The sequence below is a fragment of the Nonomuraea sp. NPDC004186 genome, assembly GCF_053603495.1.
Genome location: NZ_JBSGFQ010000037.1, coordinates 1 through 19,297, shown reverse-complemented (window position 1 = coordinate 19,297; position 19,297 = coordinate 1). Strand labels below are relative to the sequence as shown.

General features: G+C 70.2%; 19 protein-coding genes. 10 read left to right on the top strand and 9 right to left on the bottom strand.

Features of this window, described 5'->3' with window-relative positions:
• The first annotated feature begins 60 nt into the window (after positions 1-60).
• A complete protein-coding gene (locus ACWEPL_RS28045) occupies positions 61-2,709 on the top strand; it encodes a cellulose binding domain-containing protein (protein WP_452437902.1) in 2,649 nt (882 codons plus the stop codon).
• 297 nt (positions 2,710-3,006) lie between these two features.
• Here ACWEPL_RS28045 and ACWEPL_RS28040 read toward each other — a convergent pair whose 3' ends face one another.
• The 5 genes from ACWEPL_RS28040 to ACWEPL_RS28020 form a co-directional block, all read right to left on the bottom strand.
• The gene (locus ACWEPL_RS28040; protein WP_452437901.1) at positions 3,007-3,555 is read right to left on the bottom strand and encodes a TetR/AcrR family transcriptional regulator; all 549 of its coding nucleotides are present in this window, start codon (positions 3,553-3,555) and stop codon (positions 3,007-3,009) included.
• Positions 3,556-3,580: 25 nt separating this feature from the next.
• Complete coding sequence (locus ACWEPL_RS28035; protein ID WP_363962356.1) at positions 3,581-4,054, bottom strand: nuclear transport factor 2 family protein; 474 nt, start codon at positions 4,052-4,054, stop codon at positions 3,581-3,583.
• 353 nt (positions 4,055-4,407) lie between these two features.
• A complete protein-coding gene (locus tag ACWEPL_RS28030; RefSeq protein ID WP_452437900.1) occupies positions 4,408-5,331 on the bottom strand; it encodes a hypothetical protein in 924 nt (307 codons plus the stop codon).
• A gap of 11 nt (positions 5,332-5,342) precedes the next feature.
• Positions 5,343-5,786, bottom strand: coding sequence for an RNA polymerase sigma factor (locus tag ACWEPL_RS28025; RefSeq protein WP_452437948.1), 444 nt, complete (start codon positions 5,784-5,786; stop codon positions 5,343-5,345).
• A 145-nt stretch (positions 5,787-5,931) separates the two neighbouring features.
• On the bottom strand, positions 5,932-6,540 hold the full coding sequence (locus ACWEPL_RS28020) for a TetR/AcrR family transcriptional regulator (RefSeq protein ID WP_452437899.1): 609 nt from the start codon (positions 6,538-6,540) through the stop codon (positions 5,932-5,934).
• Between the two features lie 64 nt (positions 6,541-6,604).
• Between ACWEPL_RS28020 and ACWEPL_RS28015 the strand changes: the two genes are divergently transcribed.
• Together ACWEPL_RS28015 and ACWEPL_RS28010 are read left to right on the top strand one after the other, a co-directional pair.
• Positions 6,605-7,612, top strand: a complete 1,008-nt coding sequence (locus ACWEPL_RS28015) for an ATP-binding cassette domain-containing protein (RefSeq protein WP_452437898.1) — start codon at positions 6,605-6,607, stop codon at positions 7,610-7,612.
• Complete coding sequence (locus ACWEPL_RS28010) at positions 7,609-8,457, top strand: ABC transporter permease (RefSeq protein WP_452437897.1); 849 nt, start codon at positions 7,609-7,611, stop codon at positions 8,455-8,457. The genes ACWEPL_RS28015 and ACWEPL_RS28010 overlap by 4 nt, the downstream gene beginning before the upstream one ends.
• Positions 8,458-8,473: 16 nt before the next feature.
• Here the strand turns inward: ACWEPL_RS28010 and ACWEPL_RS28005 are convergent, their stop codons facing one another.
• From ACWEPL_RS28005 to ACWEPL_RS27995, 3 genes are all read right to left on the bottom strand, one after another.
• On the bottom strand, positions 8,474-11,284 hold the full coding sequence (locus tag ACWEPL_RS28005; RefSeq protein ID WP_452437896.1) for a BTAD domain-containing putative transcriptional regulator: 2,811 nt from the start codon (positions 11,282-11,284) through the stop codon (positions 8,474-8,476).
• 252 nt (positions 11,285-11,536) lie between these two features.
• A complete protein-coding gene (locus ACWEPL_RS28000; RefSeq protein WP_452437895.1) occupies positions 11,537-11,737 on the bottom strand; it encodes a hypothetical protein in 201 nt (66 codons plus the stop codon).
• Positions 11,734-12,417 carry a TetR/AcrR family transcriptional regulator gene (locus ACWEPL_RS27995; RefSeq protein WP_452437894.1) on the bottom strand — a complete coding sequence of 228 codons (684 nt, stop codon included), beginning with the start codon at positions 12,415-12,417 and terminating at the stop codon, positions 11,734-11,736. The genes ACWEPL_RS28000 and ACWEPL_RS27995 overlap by 4 nt, the downstream gene beginning before the upstream one ends.
• 110 nt (positions 12,418-12,527) lie before the next feature.
• Here ACWEPL_RS27995 and ACWEPL_RS27990 point away from each other — a divergent pair, with 110 nt between their 5' ends.
• The 5 genes from ACWEPL_RS27990 to ACWEPL_RS27970 are packed head-to-tail and all read left to right on the top strand — an operon-like array spanning position 12,528 to position 16,749.
• A complete protein-coding gene (locus ACWEPL_RS27990; protein WP_452437893.1) occupies positions 12,528-13,676 on the top strand; it encodes an FAD-dependent oxidoreductase in 1,149 nt (382 codons plus the stop codon).
• Between the two features lie 54 nt (positions 13,677-13,730).
• Complete coding sequence (locus tag ACWEPL_RS27985) at positions 13,731-14,444, top strand: helix-turn-helix domain-containing protein (protein ID WP_452437892.1); 714 nt, start codon at positions 13,731-13,733, stop codon at positions 14,442-14,444.
• 54 nt (positions 14,445-14,498) lie between these two features.
• Positions 14,499-14,831, top strand: coding sequence for a YciI family protein (locus ACWEPL_RS27980; protein WP_452437891.1), 333 nt, complete (start codon positions 14,499-14,501; stop codon positions 14,829-14,831).
• A 47-nt stretch (positions 14,832-14,878) separates the two neighbouring features.
• On the top strand, positions 14,879-15,709 hold the full coding sequence (locus tag ACWEPL_RS27975) for a helix-turn-helix transcriptional regulator (protein ID WP_350731376.1): 831 nt from the start codon (positions 14,879-14,881) through the stop codon (positions 15,707-15,709).
• A gap of 44 nt (positions 15,710-15,753) precedes the next feature.
• The gene (locus ACWEPL_RS27970) at positions 15,754-16,749 is read left to right on the top strand and encodes a quinone oxidoreductase family protein (protein WP_452437890.1); all 996 of its coding nucleotides are present in this window, start codon (positions 15,754-15,756) and stop codon (positions 16,747-16,749) included.
• Positions 16,750-16,907: 158 nt separating this feature from the next.
• On the opposite strand, the gene ACWEPL_RS27965 is transcribed toward ACWEPL_RS27970, so the two are convergent.
• A complete protein-coding gene (locus tag ACWEPL_RS27965; RefSeq protein ID WP_452437889.1) occupies positions 16,908-17,519 on the bottom strand; it encodes an NAD(P)-dependent oxidoreductase in 612 nt (203 codons plus the stop codon).
• 100 nt (positions 17,520-17,619) lie between these two features.
• Between ACWEPL_RS27965 and ACWEPL_RS27960 the strand changes: the two genes are divergently transcribed.
• The gene (locus ACWEPL_RS27960; RefSeq protein WP_452437888.1) at positions 17,620-17,913 is read left to right on the top strand and encodes a putative quinol monooxygenase; all 294 of its coding nucleotides are present in this window, start codon (positions 17,620-17,622) and stop codon (positions 17,911-17,913) included.
• Between the two features lie 62 nt (positions 17,914-17,975).
• The gene (locus ACWEPL_RS27955; protein ID WP_355190564.1) at positions 17,976-18,608 is read left to right on the top strand and encodes a TetR/AcrR family transcriptional regulator; all 633 of its coding nucleotides are present in this window, start codon (positions 17,976-17,978) and stop codon (positions 18,606-18,608) included.
• Positions 18,609-19,297: the final 689 nt, after the last annotated feature.

Below are 19,297 nucleotides of genomic sequence, written 5' to 3'. Positions count from 1 at the left end.
GGGGCGCCTGCTGGCGTGCCTGGAAAGGGAGAGCCGCGCATGCGAAGAAGGTTATTGGTCATGTTCACGGTCGCCGCCGTGCTGCTCGTGGCGGCTATCGTGCGGATGTCGCCGGTCTCGGCCGTCGCCTCGGATCCGTACGCGTACAAGAACGTCAGGATCGACGGCGGCGGCTTCGTACCCGGCATCATCTTCAACCCCACGGAGAAGAACCTCATCTACGCCCGCACCGACATCGGCGGGGCGTACCGGTGGAGCCAGTCCACCAAGTCCTGGACCCCGTTGCTGGACTGGGCAGGCTGGGACAAGTGGGGCTACAACGGCGTGATCAGCCTCGCCACCGACCCCGTGCAGACCAACCGGGTGTACGCCGCCGTCGGCATGTACACCAACAGCTGGGACCCCAACAACGGCGCGATCCTGCGTTCGACGGACAAGGGCGACAACTGGCAGATCACCCCGCTCCCCTTCAAACTGGGCGGGAACATGCCCGGCCGCGGCATGGGCGAGGCGCTGTCGGTGGACCCGAACAACAACAGCGTCCTCTACTTCGGCACCCCCAACGGCAACGGGCTCTGGCGCAGCACCGACTACGGCGCCACCTGGGCGAAGGTGGCCAGCTTCCCGAACCCGGGCAACTACGCCCAGGACCCGAACGATTCCAACGGCTACCTCAGCCACAAGCCGGGCGTGGTCTGGGTGACCTACGACCCGCGCTCGTCCACCAAGGGCACCGCCACCAAGACCATCTACGTGGGCGTCGCCGACAAGGAGAACACCGTCTACCGCACCACCGACGCGGGCGTCACCTGGTCGCGCGTGGCCGGCCAGCCGACCGGCTACCTCGCCCACAAGGGCGTGCTGGACACCACCAACGGCTACCTCTACATCACGACGAGCGACACCGGCGGCCCGTACGACGGCGCCAAGGGCGACGTGTGGCGCTACGCCACCGCGACCGGCACCTGGACCCAGATCAGCCCCATCCCGTCGTCCAGCTCCGACGACTACTTCGGCTACAGCGGCCTGACCATCGACCGGCAGAAGCCGGGCACGATCATGGTGGCCACGCAGATCTCCTGGTGGCCGGACGTGATCTTCTTCCGGTCCACGGACTCCGGCGCGACCTGGACCCGCGTGTGGGACTGGACCTCGTACCCGAACCGCAGCTTCCGCTACAAGCAGGACATCTCGGAGAACCCGTGGCTGACCTTCGGCGCCAACCCGCAGCCCCCTGAGGTCACGCCCAAGCTCGGCTGGATGACGGAGTCCCTGGAGATCGACCCGCTCGACTCCAACAGGATGATGTACGGCACCGGCGCCACGATCTACGGCACCGAGGACCTGGCCAAGTGGGACTCGAACACCCAGTTCACCATCAAACCCATGGCCAAGGGCCTGGAGGAGACGGCCGTCCTGGACCTGATCAGCCCACCGAGCGGCGCGTCCCTGGTCAGCGCCCTGGGCGACATCGGCGGCTTCCGCCACACGAACCTGGACGCCGTGCCGTCGACGATGTTCACGGCCCCGGTCTTCACCACGACCACCAGCCTGGACTACGCCGAGAAGTCCCCGTCGATCCTGGTCCGGGCGGGCAGCTTCAAGGACTCCGACCGCCCGAACGACAGCCACGTGGCCTTCTCCACGGACGGCGGCGCCAACTGGTTCCAGGGCACGGAGCCGGGCGGCATCGACGAGGGCGGCACGGTGGCGGCCGCCGCCGACGGCTCCCGCTTCGTCTGGGCGCCCAAGGGTGTCACGCCGGTCTACTCGGTGGGGTACGGCAACTCCTGGCAGCAGGCGTCCGGCCTGCCCACGGGGGCGATCGTGGAGTCGGACCGCGTCAACGCCATGAAGTTCTACGGCTTCAACGGCGGGCGCCTCTACGTCAGCACCAACGGCGGCGCGACCTTCACCGCCACCGCCGCCTCGGGCCTGCCCACCAGCGGCAAGATCAAGGCGGTGCCGGGCAAGGAAGGCGACCTGTGGCTGGCCGGCGACGGCGGCCTGTGGCACTCCACCGACAGCGGCGCGTCCTTCACGAAGCTGTCGGGCATCACCAATTCGGTGAACGTCGGCTTCGGCAAGGCGGCGCCCGGCGGCACGTACATGGCGATCTTCGCGGTGGCCACGATCGGCGGCGTCACGGGCCTGTACCGCTCGGACGACGCCGGGGCGAACTGGGCGCGCATCAACGACGACAAGCACCAGTGGGGCAACATGGGAGAGGCCCTGACGGGCGACCCCAGGGTGTACGGGCGCGTCTACGTCGGCACCAACGGCCGCGGCATCCTGTACGGCGACCGCACGGGCCCGCCGGTAACCGTCACGCCCACCGTGACCCCGACGGTCACCCCCACCGTCACGCCAACCGTGACCCCGACCGTCACCCCCACCACGGGGTCGGGCTGCGCGGCGACGTACAAGGGAGTGAACGAGTGGTCGGGCGGCTTCCAGGCGGAGGTCACCGTCAAGAACACGGGCGCGGCGCAGATCACGGGCTGGAAGGTGACCTGGACCTGGCCGGGTGACCAGAAGATCGGCCAGCTCTGGAGCGGCACCCCGACCCAGACGGGCGCCAACGTGAGCGTCGTCAACGCCGGCTACAACGGCACCCTGGCCCCGAACGGGACGACGTCGTTCGGCTTCACCGGCACCTTCACCGGCGCCAACACCCCACCCGCAACCCTCACCTGCACCCCGGCGTAAGCAAGGCCTTCCACGAGGGGGGCGCTGCGCGCCACGGGATTCCAGCCGGCGCCCCCTTTCGATCCCCCTCAACCCCCGCTCGCTCCCGGTCCCGAGCCGGCACGCTCGCGCTGGTTCCGTCGCTTGCGTATCCGCTGGGAGATCCGCGACGACATCCACCAGGCCCTCGTGTCCCTCGGCCGCGCCATCATCTGCCGGCGACGGCTGAAGATCCCAGCTCTTAGGGCTCCAGGACCGCATGAGGGTGTGGCGGGACCGCCGGGCCAGTCGGCGCGGGGCGTATCCTCCGGTGCCGGGTCATCGAGCGGCGAGGACCTGCGCCCACGGCTCGTCGATGTCGGCCAGACCCAGCACGGCGACCACGTTGTCGAGCATCCCGGCGCCGAACCAGTGCCGCACGGCGTCGTCGTCGTCCAGCAGTTGCCGAACGGTGTCAACCTGCTTGGCGTAGCACCGACGCACGGCCTGTCCTACCAGCGGCTCGCCGGCGGCACAGTTCGCGTGCATGAGGAAACGCAGGATGGTCCGGTCCGCGACGAGCGCGGCGTAGGCGCCGCGCGCCGCATCCAACGCCGCCTCGGGCGCCGGCCCGGCACCACCCGGCGCCGACGAGTGCGCGACCAGCGTTTCGTTCATCACGACGGACACGTGGTCGACCGCCGCCGCGAACAGCGCTTCCTTGTTCGGGTACAGGCGATAGAGATACGGCTGAGAGATGCCGACCCGTTCGGCTATCTCGTGCGTCGTCGTACCGTAGAAGCCCTTCTGGGCGAAGCAATCGATCGCGGCGGCCATGATGGCCAGACGTCGTTCGTCGCTCTTGGTGCTGGTGCCGGCGGCGGGCATGGGCATCAGTTAAACACGGCTCTTCTCAGCCTCCAAAAGTCACGCTGAGGTCAGGGTCGGACGGCACGTCGTGGGGTGTGAGTGCCTCGATCGCCACCAGCGGGTTCCAGTAGTCCAGGTAGTGGGTGATGAGCGCGTCGTCATCGGTCCGGACGACGGAGATGCACGTCTGCTCGTACGGCTTGCCGGTCGGCCGTGCCGTGCCCGTCGAGCGGAACTCGGCGATCACGAGACTCGGATCGACCGTCTCGTGGAACACCAGGTCGACGAACTCGACGTCGAAGGTCTCGGGAAAGCTGCTCATGTGCGCGAACAGTGCGTCCCGCCCCGTTACCCGTCGGGGCACGCCGACCGGCGCGAACGGGAACTCGAGCACCGCGTCCGGGGCGAACAGCGTCACCCATTCGTCCGTGCGTCCTGCGGCGGTAAGGCGCAGGTGCTCGGCCACGGTGTGCTGGGCAGCGGCGCGGCGGTCGGCGTCGTCTTTCTCGGCCGTCATATAGACTCCTAGGTTAGTGATTGACCTATAACCTACCAGGACGCAGCGGCAGTGTCGGAGCCGGAGAGAACCGGCTCGCCGCCGACACCGCCGAGGTCCTCGAAGGCGCCTGTGACGCCGCGGCCCATCTTCTTGAGCTGCTGCCGCCCGGAGGCAACGAGTCGGAGGAGTTGATCGCCGCTCTCGCCCGGACCGCGTTCGACGAGTCCGTGCCGCACCGCATGCGGTGGCCGGCGCTCGGTGCGATCGGGGCGTCCTCGTCGGAGACGGCGATCGACTGGCTGACGCGGGCAGCTTCTCGGGGAGAGCTGACCGGCCCCCGTCACGAAGTCCGATCGACCTCGATCCAGGTTCTAGGGGCGGGCCCGGTCCAGGTCGAACGCCACGCCGGCCAGGCGGATCGTGCGCACCTTCGGGTCCTTGATCAGCTCCCGCAGCTCGCGGACCGAGCTGAGCTGGTCCACATAGCCGTAGGCGAGCCCGGCCGAGGCCGCCTTGCGCAGCCGGTCCAGGGACAGGTCGAAGGAGCGCAGGTTGGCGTTGTCGTGGTCACGCAGCAGGCCGGTCCATTTGCGGAACCGTGGCAGGCTGCCGCCGCACGCCTCATCCGTCATGTCGCCGCCCTTGCCGAGGTCCGTCGCGTCGGCCCAGTAGTCGAAGCTCCAGGTGATCGGGAGGGAGCCGGGTCTGCGCTCGTACACGACCCGTTCGGCGCAGGTGCCGTACTGCTTCACGAACGCCTTCAGCTCGGCCTCGCCGAGCGGCTGCTCGAACTCCACCACCGCCAGCGCGCTGAGGTCGGCGGGCAGCCGGGCGAGCACCGCGCGCACCTCGTCCTTGGTCGTCAGCGTGGTGCCGAGGTCGAACAGGGACTGGGAAAGCCTGGTGTTGGCGGTGTGGCCCAGCGGCAGGCGGCCCACGCGGCCGAAGAAGTCCTGGCTGAGCGTGTACGACTCGCTCCCGACCGGCCAGGCCCCGACCGGCCCCAGGGGACGCGCGGCCACCTCGAACGACATCGAGACGGGTGTGGTCTGGCAGCAGGAGCCGATCGTCACCGCATAGGCCGGGTTGTAGATCTGGAAGGCGGTGCCGAGCACGGCCTGCATGCGCTGTTCCCGGTCGCCGCGGGTCTGCACCAGGGACGAGCCCTCGGTCGCGGCCACCGCGAGCAGCGCCAGCACGGCCAGGACGATGGCGACCGTCCGGAACAGCCCCCGCCGCACCGCGCGCCGGGTGCGCTTGGGGTCGAAGTCCGGCAGGTCTGGCATATCAGGCATCTCGGGCATGTTCATGGGCTCTCCTGGTAAAGGTCGGCGAAGGCGGCCCTCGCCCGCCACACCGCGGTCTTGATCGAGTTGTGGGACCTGCCGGTCATCGCGGCGACTTCCACCATCGAGAAGCCTTCGAAGTAGACCAGTTTGAGCAGCCGGCACTGCTGCTCGGGCAGCCGCTCGAGCGCGTCGCGCACGTCCAGCGATTCCACGTGCAGCGGTGGTACGCCCAGTTCGTCGGGGTTCGGGAGGGCCAGTTCGCGGCGGCTCCTGCGGACGTGATCCAGCAGGGTGTTGCGCGCGATCGTGAGGAGCCAGGCCGCCGCGTTCTCCCCACGCCAGCCGAGCAGCGCCCTGGTCGCCTTGATGAACGTCTCCTGCGCCAGGTCCTCGGCGAGATGCGGATCGCGGGTCCTGCGCAGGAGGAACCCGCACACGAGCGGCCAGTGCTCGCGGTACAGCTCCTCGATGATGTCGCCCCCCGAACGGTTTCGATTGTCACGTCACATGCAGACGCGACCGGGGCGGGAATGGTCACACGGCTTGCCGACCGGAGTCCGGTTCCACGGCCCATCCGCCGTACGGAACCGACCCACCGCACCCGTCCTAGCGGCTCGCGGGCGGCCGGACGCAGAGGCGCAGCGTGCTTTCCAGGCAGAGAGCCGCCGCCTCATCGGCGGTGAGGCGGCCGTGGGCGAGTTCCGCCGCGGCGGCGTGCTGGAGTCCGATGACGGCGGCGGCGAGCCAGGCGGCCGGGGGTGACGGGTCGAGGTCGCCCGTGTCCTGGCCTCGCCGGATGAGCCGTTCGAGGCGCGGTGGCACGACGTCGTGGGGATCGTTGCTCTTGGGCCGGTGGACGGAGGTCGTGGTGGGGTCGAGCAGGAGGGGGTAGCGGCTCAGGAACCGCCAGCCGGCGTCGAGGAACTGGGCCAGCGCGTCGGCGGGCGGCGCGGTCTCGAGGCCGGCGGCGTCGAGCAGGGCGGAGTATTCGGCGGCCGCCGTCTCGATGAGGGCGTCGATGAGGGCGTCGCGTGAGGGGAAGTGCGCGTAGACGGTCTGGCGGCTGACGTTCGCCGCGGTGGCGATCTCTTCCATGCTGGCGTCGGGTCGCTCGCCGAGCGCGATGCGGGCCGCGTTGAGGATCGCGTCGATGCTGCGCCGGGCGTCGGACCGGCGACGGCGGGCGGGCCTGGCGGGGTCGAGTGTGTCGGCCATCGCAGCGATGATATCGGCTCGGCATAACCTTGACAATCTGTAAGAGATAAATAAGTCTTACGGCATGTCAAAGAAAAGCGCGGTTGAGGAGCAGCCGGCGATCGAGGCGTACGGCCTGGTCAAGGTCTACGGCGAGAACCGGGCACTGGACGGGATCGACCTCACGGTCCGGCGCGGTCAGGTGTTCGGGTTCCTGGGCCCCAACGGGGCGGGCAAGACCACCACGATCCGCATCCTGGCCACCTTGACCCGGCCTGACGGCGGCACCGCCCGCGTCCTCGGCCACGACGTGATCGGCGAGCGGGACGCGATCCGCGCCCGGGTGGCCGTGACCGGCCAGTTCGCCGCCCTGGACGAGGACCTGACCGGGTACGAGAACCTGACCGTCCTCGCCCGCCTCCACGGCCTGCCCCGCGCCGCCGGCAGGCAGCGAGCCGACGACCTGCTGGCCGCCTTCGACCTGACCGGCGCGGCCGGCCGCCCGGTGGGCGGATACTCCGGCGGGACGCGCCGCCGGCTGGACATCGCGGCCAGCCTGATCGTGACCCCCGACCTGCTGTTCCTCGACGAGCCGACCACCGGGCTCGATCCGCGCAGCCGTACCCAGGTCTGGGAGCTGGTCCGCCAGATCGCCGCGGCCGGCACCACGGTGCTGCTCACCACCCAATACCTCGAGGAGGCCGACCGGCTCGCCGAGCAGATCGTGGTCATCGACCGCGGCCGGGTCGTGGCCGAAGGCACCAGCGCCCAGCTCAAATCCCGGGTCGGCTCGGGCACCCTGCGCGTCCGGCTCCTCGACGGCGAGCAGCGTCCGCGAGCGCGGCAGATCCTGGCCGCCACCCTGAACGGGACGGTCCGTCTCGCCGCCGACCCGCTCTCCCTGTCCATGCTGCTCGCCACCCCGGCCGACGCGACAGACGTGAGCCGGCTGGTCGGACACGCCATGACCCGGCTCGCCGACGCCCGGGTGGGCGTCGCCGAGGTCGCTCTCGGCCAGCCCAGCCTGGACGAGGCCTTCCTCGCCCTGACCGGCCACCCAGCCACCACCGACCACCAGGACGTGAACGCATGAGCACCCCGGCCGCCGTCACGCGCCCCGCCGCGGCGCGGACCTCCCCGATCGACATCCTGCTCGCCACCGGCCGGCAACACCGCCGCGCCGGGGCGCTGGCCGCCTCCGCGACCTTCGGCCGGCGAGCCATGCTCAAGATCAAGCACGACCCCAAACAGCTCGTGGACTCGATCGCCATCCCGATCCTGTTCACCGTGCTGTTCACCTACCTGTTCGGCGGCGCCGTCAGCGGCTCGACCGGCGACTACCTCACCTTCCTCCTGCCCGGCACGCTGAGCATGAGCATCGCCATCGTCACCATGTACGGCGGTGCCCGGCTCGCCAAGGACGTGACCACCGGAGCCTTCGACCGCTTCCGTTCGCTGTCCGTCTGGCGCGGCGCCTTCGTGCTCGGTGGCCTGCTCAGCGATGCCGCCCGCTACCTGTTCGCCTCCGGCATCGTGGTGGTCCTCGGGCTGATCATGGGCTACCGGCCCGAAGGTGGCGCGCCCGGCGTGCTCGCCGCCGTAGCCCTGATCGTCGCCTTCGGGCTCTCCCTGTCCTTGCTGTGGGCCACGGTCGCCCTGCTCGTGCCCGATCCGGCCGTCGTCATCAGCATCGCCAACGTCGTGCTGATGCCACTGTCGTTCGCCAGCAACATCTTCGTCCAGCCCGGCACCATGCCCGGCTGGCTCCAGGCCTTCGTCGAGGTCAACCCGCTCAGCCACGTCGCCGCCGCGGCCAGGGGCCTGATGAACAACGCCGCCGGCACCGGGGGATCTCTCGTCTGGTCGCTCATCGCGACGGTTGCCATCGCCGCGGTGTGCGCGCCGCTCGCCCTCCACCTCTACAACAAGCGGGGCTGACGCGCCGGGCGCGTGGTCAGGGCCCGCCGCGGCAGGAGCGTCTGACGCCTCTCTCGGCGCCCACCAGGTCGGGCATGTCGAGGCGGAGGAGCTTGTAGCGGATCTCGTCGGCCGTCGACGGGTCGACGACCTCGTCGACCAGGTCCAGGGCATGTTGCCAGGAATCCCGGGCCGCTTCATGGTCGCCGGCCTCGCGGTGGCTGTCGCCGAGGTGGCGCAGGGTGCCGATCTCGTTGTAGCGGTCGCCGACGTCCCGGTAGAGGGTCAGGGCGTGCCGGTAGTAGACGATGGCCCGGTCGTAGTCGCCCATCCGGTGGAGGGCGTAGCCGAGGCCGTCCAGGACACCCGCGTCGCCGTAGCGGTTGCTCAGGCCGTTCAGCTTGATCAAGGCGTCCTGGAGGTACGTGGCGGCCCGGCAGTCCTGGTCCAGCCTGATGTGGGTCCAGGCGAGCGCGTGCAGCATGCTGGCCTCGCCGGCGGGGTTGCCGGTGGCCGCGTACAGGGCGAGCGCCCGTTCGGCCTGCTGGATCGACTCCTCGTACCGGCCGACCTGGTCGAGCAGCCACGCGTGGCTGCGGTGGGCGGTGGCCAGCCCGGCCAGGTCGCCCAGCTCCTCGTGCAGCTCCAGCGAACGCCGGATGCCGGGCCAGGCCACGTGATAGTCCCCGAGGCGCGCGGAGGCGCGGGCCAGCGCCCGATGCAGGTGCGCCTGCGCGCCCCGGTGCCCCAGCCGCTGGGCGGCGGCGAGTCCATGGCGCTGTACGGTCGCGCAGTCGCGCCAGTGGCCCTGCTGGTCGAGGAAGCGCTCCAGCGCCCAGGCCAGTTGCCAGCTGTGCGTGTCGAACCCGCCCTGGGCCGCCAGCTCCACCACGGACATCAGCACGGGGTGCTCGGCCGTGAACCAGGCCAGCGCCTGCCGGTCGTCATCGAACTCCGGCACGGGCCGGCCCAGCTCCGGCCGTACCCAGAACGGCGCGAACTTCCTGCAGGCCCCGTGCGCCTGCTGCGTGTAGTGGTCGAGCAGCCGTCCCATGGCCGCGTCCCGATCGTCCTCGGAGTCCGCCACGAGCTCGGTCGCGTACGCGCGCAGCAGATCGTGCGCGGCATACCGGCCGGGGGCGTGCTCGGTGAGCAGGCTGGCCCTGGTCAGCTCGTTCAGCGCACGCCGTACGGGCTCACCCGCGAGGGCGGCGGCCGCCCCGGCACTGATATCAGGTCCCGGATGCAGCGCCAGCAGCCGGAACAGGCGGGCCGCCTCCGCGCTGAGCGACCGGTACGACCACGAGAACACCGCTCGCACGTCGACGGCCGGATCGCCGTCCGCGAAGGCGTCCAGCGTCGCGGGCGTCCCGCGCAGCTCGGCGGCGATCGCGGACAGCGGGAAGGCCGGGTTGGCGGCGGCGCGGGCGGCCACCACGGCCAGGGCCAGCGGCAGGCCGCCGCACCGTTCGACGATCTCGTCCACCGCCTGCGGCTCCCGCGCGAGGCGCTCCTCGCCGAGCCGCCGGGCCAGCGACTCCCGGGCGTCCTCGGCCGGGAACAGGTCCAGCGTCATCGGCAGCGCCCCCTCCGTCGCCAGCAGGCCCGGCAACCGGTCCCTGCTGGTGATCAGCACCAGGCAGCCGGGGCTGCTGGGCAGCAGCGGGCGTACCTGCTCGGCGTCGCGGGCGTTGTCCAGCAGGATCAGCACCCGGCGCTTGGCCAGCAGGCTCCGGTACAGCCCGACCTGCACGTCCACCGCGACCGGGATCCGGTGCGGCGGCACGCCGAGCGCCTCCAGGAAGCTCCTCAGGGCCTCGGCGGGGTCCATGGCGGAGCCCTGGCGGTCGAAGCCGCGTAGGTTCACGTACAGCTGGCCGTCCGGGAAGCGGTGGGCCACCTGGTGTGCCCAGTGAACCGCCAGCGTCGTCTTGCCGACGCCCGCCATGCCGCCGATGGCGCTGATCACGACCGTTCTCAGCGCGTCGCCGTCGAGCAGGGCGAGGGCCTTGGCCAGGTCGGCCCGCCTGCCCGCGAAGACGGCGAGATCGGCGGGCAGCTGCGCGGGCCGCACCACCGTGTCCGCCGTGTCCGTCGCGAGCCCGTCGGCGGGCTCGGTCAGTACGCGCTGCTGGGCGGCGCGCAACTCCTGGCCCGGTTCGACGCCCAGCTCCTCGGCGAGCTCGTCCCGGACCGCCTGCCAGGTGTCCAGCGCCTCGGCCTGGCGGCCGGTGGTGGCCAGGCCGAGCACCAGCCTGGCCTGGAGCCGCTCGTCCAGCGGATGCCGGGTGGCCGCCGCCCTCAGCGCGGGCAGCAGCCCGACCATCCCGCCGTGCTCCAGCGCCACGTCGGCCGCCTCCAGCGCGACCATGATCCGCTCCTGCTCCAGAGCGGCGAACACGGGCAGGGACCGCACCTCGGCTGGAATGCCCGCCGCCGCCTCCCCCTGCCATACGGCCAGCGCCTCCGCGTACAGCTCCACCGCCTCCGCCGGGGCGGCCGAGCGGGCCTGTCCGGCCAGGTGGCGGAAGCGCAGCAGGTCGAGCGTGCCGGCGTCGGCCTTCAGGCGGTACCCGCCCGCGCCCCGGAGCAGCCAATCGCCCTCCGCCCTGGGCGGCAGCCCCGGCTCCAGCAACCTGCGCAGGTTGCCCACGTACCTGTGGACGACGTTGATCGAGCTGGACGGCGGGTCCTGCCCCCAGAGGACGTCGACCATCTCGTCCAGGCTCACGGGCCGTCCCGCGTACGCCAGCAGGAGGGCGAACAGGGCTCGTTGCTGCGGGGGACCGGAGTTCAGCTCGACGTCTCCTCGCCAGAGGCGCACAGGCCCCAGCACCGCGAACCGCATCCGTCGCATCCCCCTCCGCCGACTCTGACATTTGGGAGTATTTTTAACCGGCCATGCAATCGGATTGCAGCGGGCTGAACGCCCCAAGGGCTCTCAAGGCTCATGCTTCGGACGCGTCAGAGCCGGGGAATGCTTTGCGGGGTAATGTGGCTGTATGAGGGGTATGTCCGAATAGCTGGTTGGGGATGTGCGCTCCAGTCCCTCGACCGCTCCGTTGCATTCTCGAAAGGAGCGAATCATGATCTTCCCGCGCTACATGTCAGCTGCGAGGATCTTGCCCGTGGCCATGGAGCCTCCTGGGCCCAATCCGCTGGGGCCGAAGAAGAGGATCAACAGCGACAGCAGCAGCCGTTCCAACCGCCGCCGCAGCCGCCGTCGCCGTTGAGCGAGGCGTAGTTCAGACCTGATGACGACCTGGCCGCAAATGGCCAGGTCTTCGTCTTCCGCGGTCATTCACGGCGTTCGCGGTCCAGCTCGTTGAGGATCCCGGCCAGGCCCAGCTCGAAGCGGCGGGTGAGGCCGGGGGTGCCGGTGAGCTCGTCGGCCACGGCCGTCACGTGGGGATAGCGGTCGGCGGGCAGCTCGCGCAGGAAACGGGTGATCTGGGCGAGGCGGGCGGGGTTGTCGGGGCCCTTGCCGAAGGCGATCTCCTGGCCGGCGAAACCGGTGACGTAGAACAGCAGCAGCAGGTAGCCGTAGCTCGACAGCCGGTTGTCGAACCCGGCCTGGCGCAGGATGCCGATGATGTGGTCGGCCAGCCGCAGCCCGTTCGGCCCGAAGGGCACCCTGCCCGGCAGGAGCCGGGTGGCCGCGGGGTGGGCGAGGAGGACCTCCCGGAGTTCGAGCCCGATGCCGGCCAGCCGCTCGGTCCAGGGGCCGTCGTCGTCGGCCGGCAGCCGGCACTTGCCCAGGACCACGTCGATCAGCAGGTCGAACAGCTCGTCCTTGCTGCGTACATGCCAGTAGAGCGACGGCGACTTGATGTCGAGCGCCACGGCGAGCTTGCGCATGCTGAACGCGTCGAAACCGTGTTCGTCCAGGAGATCGAGGGCCGCCTGGGCGATCTGAGCGCGGTCCAGCCTCGGCTCGGTCTCCTCGATGCCGCCGGGAAAGCCGGGATCTTGACGTGCCATGCGCGAACTCCTCCGTCTGCCACGCACCAATCTAGCAGTGCAAGGCAATCCCTAGCGATGTTAGAGTTTCCCTCGCACTGCTAGGGAAGGCCGACGAGAGGACTGCGGACATGCATGTGATCGTCATCGGTGCGGGGCTGGGCGGGCTGTGCCTCGCACAGGGACTCCGGCAGAAAAACATCAGCGTCGCCGTGTACGAGAGCGACGAAACCCTGACCTCGCGGCAGCAGGGCTACCGCATCCACATCGACGAGCACGGCGACGGGGCCCTGGCCGCGAACCTGCCCGAGCGGCTGCACCGGTTGTTCCGCGCCACGGCCGGACGGCCGCGTACCAGCACGCCTGTCTTCGACCACCGTCTTGAGCGGCTCACGGTCCTGGAGCCGTCCGACGGTGGCGTGCACCTGGCGGTCGACCGGCTGACGCTGCGGCGGATCCTGCTCTCCGGCCTGACGGACACGGTCCGGTTCGGCAAGCGGTTCACGCACTACCGCACCGGCGCCGACGGCCGGGTCACCGCGTACTTCGCCGACGGCAGCACCGCGACCGGCGACGTGCTCGTGGCGGCGGACGGCGTCAACTCCCCGGTGCGCAGGCAGTATCTGCCGCACGCGCGCGTGGTGGACACGGGCCTGCGGCAGCTGTACGGCAAGGTGCCGCTCACGGCGCGGACCCGCGAGCTGTTCCTGGACGACATGTTCGCCGTGTTCACCCCGATCATCGGCCCGGACGGCAGCTTCGTCGGCGTCGCCCCGGTGGAGTTCCCCGAGCCCGTGCCGGCCGAATCAGGAGTCACCCAGGACTACATGACCTGCTCCTTCGGTGCCCGCCGCGAGCTCCTGCCGCCCGACGACGAACTGCGCGCCATGCCGGGGACCGAACTGCGCGCCCTGACCCTGCGGGCGATCGAGGACTGGCACCCCCGGGTCCGGGCGATCATCGACCACTGGGACACCTCCACGGTCTTCGCCCTGGTGCTCCGTACCAGCGTGCCGATCGAGCCCTGGCCGGCCACCAACGTCACGCTGCTCGGGGACGCCATCCACGCGATGAGCCCCGCGGGCGGGATCGGCGCGAACACCGCCCTGCGCGACGCGAGCGCGCTCACCGCCGCCCTCGGCGCGGCCGCCGCGGGCCGGCCGCTCCTCCAGGCGCTGGCCGAGTACGAGTCCGCGATGACCGCCTACGGCTTCGCCGCCGTACGCGCCTCCGCCGAGAACGGCCACCGCCTGCTCGGCCAGGACCCCCTCCCCGCCTGAGTGGCGCGTTCTCCGGCGATCTGGCGAGAATGATGACCGGCGGGGGGAGGTGCGATGGTGATGGAGAACGAGGACCGGATGTCGGACTCGCCCTACATCGAGCGGGTCTACCGCAGCGAGGGCGTCTCCCCGGTCAAGCGGATGCACTCGGTCGCCAACTCCAACTGGGAGCTGGTGATCTGGGAGCACTGCGGGCGCGCGCACGTCGCGATCCGCGGGCCGGAGACCAGGCCGACCACGGTGGACATGAGCCCCGATGGGTCCGCGTTCGGGATCATCTTCGCCCACGGTGCGGCCATGCCGCACCTGCCCGTCCAGGGCCTGGTCGACTCCGCCGTGCTGTCCCCGCACGTGACCTCGGACACGTTCGTGCTGCAGGGGGAGGAGTGGGAGCTGCCGGGCTTCGACAACGCCGAGGTCTTCGTGGACCGGCTCGTGCGTTCCGGCATCCTGGTGCGCGACCCGCTGGTGACCGACGTCGTCGCGGGCGACGACGCCCCGCGGCTGAGCGCCCGCTCGGTGCAGCGCCGGGTGGTCGCCGCCACCGGGCTGACGCAGGGGGCGATCCGGCAGATCGAGCGCGCCCGGGAGGCGGCCATGCTCCTCGGCGAGGGCGTCGCGCCGCTGGACGTGGTGCACCGGCTCGGCTACTACGACCAGCCGCATCTTGCCCGCTCGCTCACCCGGTTCATGGGCCGTACGGCGACCGAGCTGCAGCATCCGGACCCGGACGAGCCCCTGTCGCTTCTGTACAAGTCCGGGCAGTGAATCTCCCATAGCGTGCAACCACCTACCCACCTCAGTTGGCACAGGAGCGGGACCATGCCCAAGTTCGCCCTCATCTACCAGTACGACCCCGCCGCGACGGGCCCGGCCGAGGGAGAGGTGCCGGACTGGTTCGCCTATGACAAGGAGGTGCGAGAGGCCGGCGTCCTCGCGTACGAGGCCGGCTTCCACGAGGCCAGCAGCGGCCGGACGGTGAGCGTGCGCGACGGCGCCGCGGTCGTGGACGACGGGGTCGCGCCGACGTCCGGGGCCATCGTCGCCGGCCTGTACGTCGTCGACGTCGCGGACATCAACGCCGCCACCTCGTGGGCGGAGAGGATCCCCACCGCCCGCTACGGCAGCGTGGACGTGCGCCCCGTCGTCGAGTAGGAGTCGAGTAGGAGGGGTGGCGGTCTATGGTCGCCTATGGTGTGTTGGTGACTGCCAGCCAAGGCCGCCGTGACCAGCTCAAAGAGTTCCTGCGTGGCAAGCGGGAGGCTCTCACCCCCGCCGACGCCGGAATGCCCGCCGGAGGGCGCCGCCGCACTCCGGGACTGCGCCGGGAAGAGGTGGCGGTGCTCGCCGGGGTGGGAGTGTCCTGGTACACCTGGCTGGAGCAGGGACGCGACATCAAGGTCTCCGACGCCGTGCTGGACGCGGTCGCCCGAGCGCTGCAGCTCGACGAGGCGGAGCGGGCACACCTGTACGTGCTCGCCGGGCTGAACCCGCCGGACCCCGCGGGCCGGCCGGGCGCGCCGGTGAGCGAGCAGCTGCGCGCGGTGCTCGACGCCTGGATGCCCAACCCGGCGCACGTGCTGGATCGGCACTACAACCTGGTGGCGATGAACGACGCGGCCAGGTGGGTGTTCGGATTCGACGGCGAGGTCCGCAACTGCATGGTGGCGTTCTTCACCCATCCGATCTACCGCGGCAGGTTCACCGCATGGCACGAGTTCGCCCCGGACATGGTGGCCGACTTCCGTGCCAGTGCGGCCCGCTATCACGACGATCCGCTCTTCGGGCAGATCGCCGAAGAGCTGTGCGGCGCCAGTGCGGAGTTCGCCGAGTTGTGGGCCCGGCCGGATGTCCGCTCCCGCTCCCAGGGGATCAAGGCGATCACCCATCCCGAAGCCGGGGACCTCGTCTTCGAGTACTCGCTGTTCCGGCTGCCGGATCGTACGGACCTCAACGTGGTGCTGCACACGCCGCATCCCGACACCGACACCAAGGCGAAGGTGGAGAGCCTGGTGGTGGCACACCCAGGATGAGCTGACACTGCCTTACCGAAAGCCGTCCCACCACGATGGACGGCATGAAGGCAATCACGATCCCCGAATTCGGCAGCGCGGACGTCCTCCGCCTCGACGAGGTCAAGCTCCCCGAGCCCGGGCCTGGGCAGGTCTCCATCGACGTGGCCTACGCGGGCGCGAACTTCGCCGAGATCCTCTACCGGCAGGGCGTGGTGGACGTACCGCTGCCCTTCGTACCCGGCATCGAGGTGTCCGGCCGCATCCGGGCGCTCGGCCCCGGCGTCGAGGGCCTGCGCGTGGGCCAGTCGGTCGCCGCCCTGACGATCGTCGACAGCGGCGGCTACGCGGAGGTGGTGGTCACCTCCGCGGACCTGGTGGCCCCGTTGGACGGCCACGACCTGGGGCTGGGCATCGCGGCGGCGCTGCCCTCCAACAGCACCACCGCGTTCCTCGTGCTCGACCGGGTGGCCCGCATCGAACCCGGGGAAAGCGTGCTCGTGCACGCCGCCGCCGGAGGCGTGGGCAGCCAGCTCGGCCAGGCCGCCCGGTTGCTGGGCGCGGGCCGCGTGGTGGGCACCGTGGGCAGCCCCGCCAAGATCGAGACCGCCAAGGCGTTCGGCTACGACGAGGTCGTCCTGCGCGACCAGGTGGCCGAGGCCGGTCGGTTCGACGTCGTGGTGGACATGGTCGGCGGTCCGGCCCGGCGCGGCAGCCTGGACCTGCTCGCGCCGATGGGCCGGATGGTGGTGATGGGCAACGCCTCCGGCGCCGAAGATGTCGGGATCTCGGCCAACGAACTGTGGTTCACCAACAAGACGGTGTCCGGGTTCAACCTGGCGGCCTTCTCCGCCGCTTTCCCCGCGGAAGCAGGCCGGGCGCTGCGTCGGGCTGTGGCCGCGGCCGCCGGCGGGGAGCTTCGGGTGCAGGTCGAGTCGCTACGGCTGGAGCAGGCCGCGCAGGCCCACCGCCGCATCGAGTCCGGCCGGACCACCGGCAAGCTCGTACTCGAAGTCGAACGAATCCAGGAGTTGAGCGGAGCTGACGAGGCAGTCGCCTGACCGCTCGGACAGCTGGGCGTATTCGAGGGGTGAATCCTTTTGAGGGCTGCCGCTGGACGTCTCCGCCTGGGCCGCACGATCGGACAGGTCCGTAAGGAACACCACGATCCGTTCGCCGCGCTCGTCGAGTGCACACTTGTGCGCCCCCGGGGTCTGTTTCAGGACGTGATGGCGACGCCTTGGCGTAGGTAGGTGTTGTCTTCGAGTTCGGACAGCATGAACTCGGCGATGTCCGCGCGGGACACCTTGGAGGTGAAAGTCAGCCGGAGGTCCGAACCGGTACGGTAGCGGCCGGTCCGCGGTCCGCTGGTCAGGATCGGCGCCCGGACCAGGGTCCACTCGGTCTCGCTGGGTCGTACCAGGGCTTCCATGTGTTCTTTGTCGCGCAGCACTGACCGTTCCAAGAGCCAGGAGACGGCGACGTAGAGGCTGCGGTGACGGCTTTCGGCGACGCCGTAGTTGCTGAGAATGAGGAGCCGGCGCGGTCGGCCGGCGGCGATTGCCGACAGGATCGTGCGGGTTCCTTCGGTACAGATCGCTGGTCCGCGTCGCTGCCTGCCGAGGGTGCTGACAACGGCGTGCGCATCCTCGATGGTCTGCGCGACGGGCGCGAAGTCGCGCACGTCACCGGTCACCACGCGGAGGCGTTCGTGCTGCGGGATCGTCGCCGGGCTCCTGCTCAGGGCGGTTACCTGATGTCCACGTTCGAGAGCCTGATCGAGGACAACGCGACCGGTACGACCGGTTGCGCCGAAGATGGCCAGATGCATGGTGTCGCCTCTCTGGGGTGGTACGCCACAATTATACGGGACACCTGTCCCGCTTAAGTGTTATCGTGCCGTGCAACGCCACGCAAAACGGAGGTCGAACATGTTGATCGTCGCAGGCAAGGGCTACGTCGATCCGCAGCACCGCGAAGCGTTGCTCGCGGGTTTGGAAGCGTCTCTGCGACAGGCACGAGCTGAACCGGGATGCCTGGACTACGTAGTAGCCGCCGATCCTGTCGAACCCGGCCGCGTCAACGTGTACGAGCGGTGGGAGTCCAAGGAACACCTCGCAGCCCACCTGGCAGCGATGGCCCGACCGGCGCAGCCCACCCCAGCCGTACTCGGCATCGAGATCACGCAGTACGAGATCGCCGCTTCCTTGCCCGTCCAGATATAGCCGCGCTGCCCATCGACGGTGGGCGCCGTCGATGGGCAGCGCGGTGTCTATGATCGGCGTCAATGGCACAGGAACGATACTCAGGCGAGCCAGGATCGGGCGCGACAGATGAGCAGGCCACGTTGAGCCCGGTCAGGCGCCAGCGCGCCGACGGTCGTCGCAACCAGGCGCGGCTTCTGGAGGCCGCCTTCGCCGCCTTCGCCGAACACGGCGCCTCCGTTTCCGTGCGTGAGATCGCACGGCGAGCGGGCGTTAGCACCGGCACCTTCAGCAGGCACTTCCCGACCAAAGACGCGCTGTTCAGGGCCGTCGTACTCAACCGCATCGGGCAACTCGTCCAGCGGGCCGACGAACTCGCCGCCGACAACGACCCGGCCACCGCGTTCTTCACCTTCTTCGCGGTCCTGGTGGAAGAAGGCGCAGCCGACCACTCAGTCGGCGATGCGCTCAGCAACGCAGGTTTCGACATCCAAGCCGCCGCATCGGCCGCGAGCCGGGACTTCGGGAATGCCCTGGGCGGTCTGCTCGCCAGGGCGCAAGAAGCCGGCGCGGTACGCCAGGACGTTGATGCCGCTGACGTCAAGGCGCTGGTCGTCGGCTGCCTGGCCCGTGAACGCGACGGCATCGACGACACTGCACGGCAGCGCATGATTTCGATCATCTGCGAAGGGCTCCGCGCCCACCCGCGACCCTAAAGGAACCAGCACGAACGCTGCCTTGACCAGGGGTTCCAGGAACAGGTGGCCAGCTATACCCCTGCGGTTTCCCCACGGCTACGCCGCAGACCTTCACCGTGGCCTCCCGACCGGCGACCTCAATACCGGCCCAGGAGTTCCCCGCCCCGTGATGAGGGGACGGGCGCACCGCGATCCAGCCCACATCCACCGGATTTCGAGCCGGCGGGAAACTTAAGGGGCGTGACAGCACTGGTTCCTCTCGTCCACCTTCCCGTCTCGCTTGCCGGACCCGGGCCATCCGGTCGTGGCGCTCGAGTCGGGTAGCGGGGACGCATCGCTGCGTCCCCGCCCCTTAGAACCGTGCAAGCAGCTGTTCACCGCACACGGCTCAAGCAAGCCCCGAGGGCTCGCGGGCCGGAGAAGATGCTGGACTCGTCAGCTCATTCCTGGGGGCTTCTCGGCGGGTGGTCGGCGTGCAGCAGGAGTCCTCCACCGGCCGGACAGCGACCGTGCTGGGTCTGAAGCAGGCGCACGGCCGTGCCGTCGACCGGTGGAGGGGGTCCCTTGCGACGCCGCTCGGTCCAGTACGACTCCAGGGCCGGGTCATCCGGTGAGGCCCTGCAATTCATGCGGGCCAATGCCCGGGAGAGCACGAGAGGGCTGGGAAGCCCTCTCGCCCGGGGTCTCGTGGCGAAGCCGCGAGACCC

Bases quoted from the DNA above. Each gene is read 5' to 3' on its own strand.
- ACWEPL_RS28030 (WP_452437900.1), bottom strand. From the start codon at position 5,331: ATGCCTGATATGCCAGACCTGCCGGACTTCGACCCCAAGCGCACCCGG.
- ACWEPL_RS27990 (WP_452437893.1), top strand. From the start codon at position 12,528: ATGCATGTGATCGTCATCGGTGCGGGGCTGGGCGGGCTGTGCCTCGCA.
- ACWEPL_RS28040 (WP_452437901.1), bottom strand. From the start codon at position 3,555: ATGCCCGCCGCCGGCACCAGCACCAAGAGCGACGAACGACGTCTGGCC.
- ACWEPL_RS27960 (WP_452437888.1), top strand. From the start codon at position 17,620: ATGTTGATCGTCGCAGGCAAGGGCTACGTCGATCCGCAGCACCGCGAA.
- ACWEPL_RS27995 (WP_452437894.1), bottom strand. From the start codon at position 12,417: ATGGCACGTCAAGATCCCGGCTTTCCCGGCGGCATCGAGGAGACCGAG.
- ACWEPL_RS28035 (WP_363962356.1), bottom strand. From the start codon at position 4,054: ATGACGGCCGAGAAAGACGACGCCGACCGCCGCGCCGCTGCCCAGCAC.
- ACWEPL_RS27980 (WP_452437891.1), top strand. From the start codon at position 14,499: ATGCCCAAGTTCGCCCTCATCTACCAGTACGACCCCGCCGCGACGGGC.
- ACWEPL_RS27970 (WP_452437890.1), top strand. From the start codon at position 15,754: ATGAAGGCAATCACGATCCCCGAATTCGGCAGCGCGGACGTCCTCCGC.
- ACWEPL_RS27965 (WP_452437889.1), bottom strand. From the start codon at position 17,519: ATGCATCTGGCCATCTTCGGCGCAACCGGTCGTACCGGTCGCGTTGTC.
- ACWEPL_RS28010 (WP_452437897.1), top strand. From the start codon at position 7,609: ATGAGCACCCCGGCCGCCGTCACGCGCCCCGCCGCGGCGCGGACCTCC.
- ACWEPL_RS28045 (WP_452437902.1), top strand. From the start codon at position 61: ATGTTCACGGTCGCCGCCGTGCTGCTCGTGGCGGCTATCGTGCGGATG.
- ACWEPL_RS28005 (WP_452437896.1), bottom strand. From the start codon at position 11,284: ATGCGGTTCGCGGTGCTGGGGCCTGTGCGCCTCTGGCGAGGAGACGTC.
- ACWEPL_RS28015 (WP_452437898.1), top strand. From the start codon at position 6,605: ATGTCAAAGAAAAGCGCGGTTGAGGAGCAGCCGGCGATCGAGGCGTAC.
- ACWEPL_RS27985 (WP_452437892.1), top strand. From the start codon at position 13,731: ATGGTGATGGAGAACGAGGACCGGATGTCGGACTCGCCCTACATCGAG.
- ACWEPL_RS27955 (WP_355190564.1), top strand. From the start codon at position 17,976: ATGGCACAGGAACGATACTCAGGCGAGCCAGGATCGGGCGCGACAGAT.
- ACWEPL_RS28020 (WP_452437899.1), bottom strand. From the start codon at position 6,540: ATGGCCGACACACTCGACCCCGCCAGGCCCGCCCGCCGTCGCCGGTCC.
- ACWEPL_RS28000 (WP_452437895.1), bottom strand. From the start codon at position 11,737: ATGACCGCGGAAGACGAAGACCTGGCCATTTGCGGCCAGGTCGTCATC.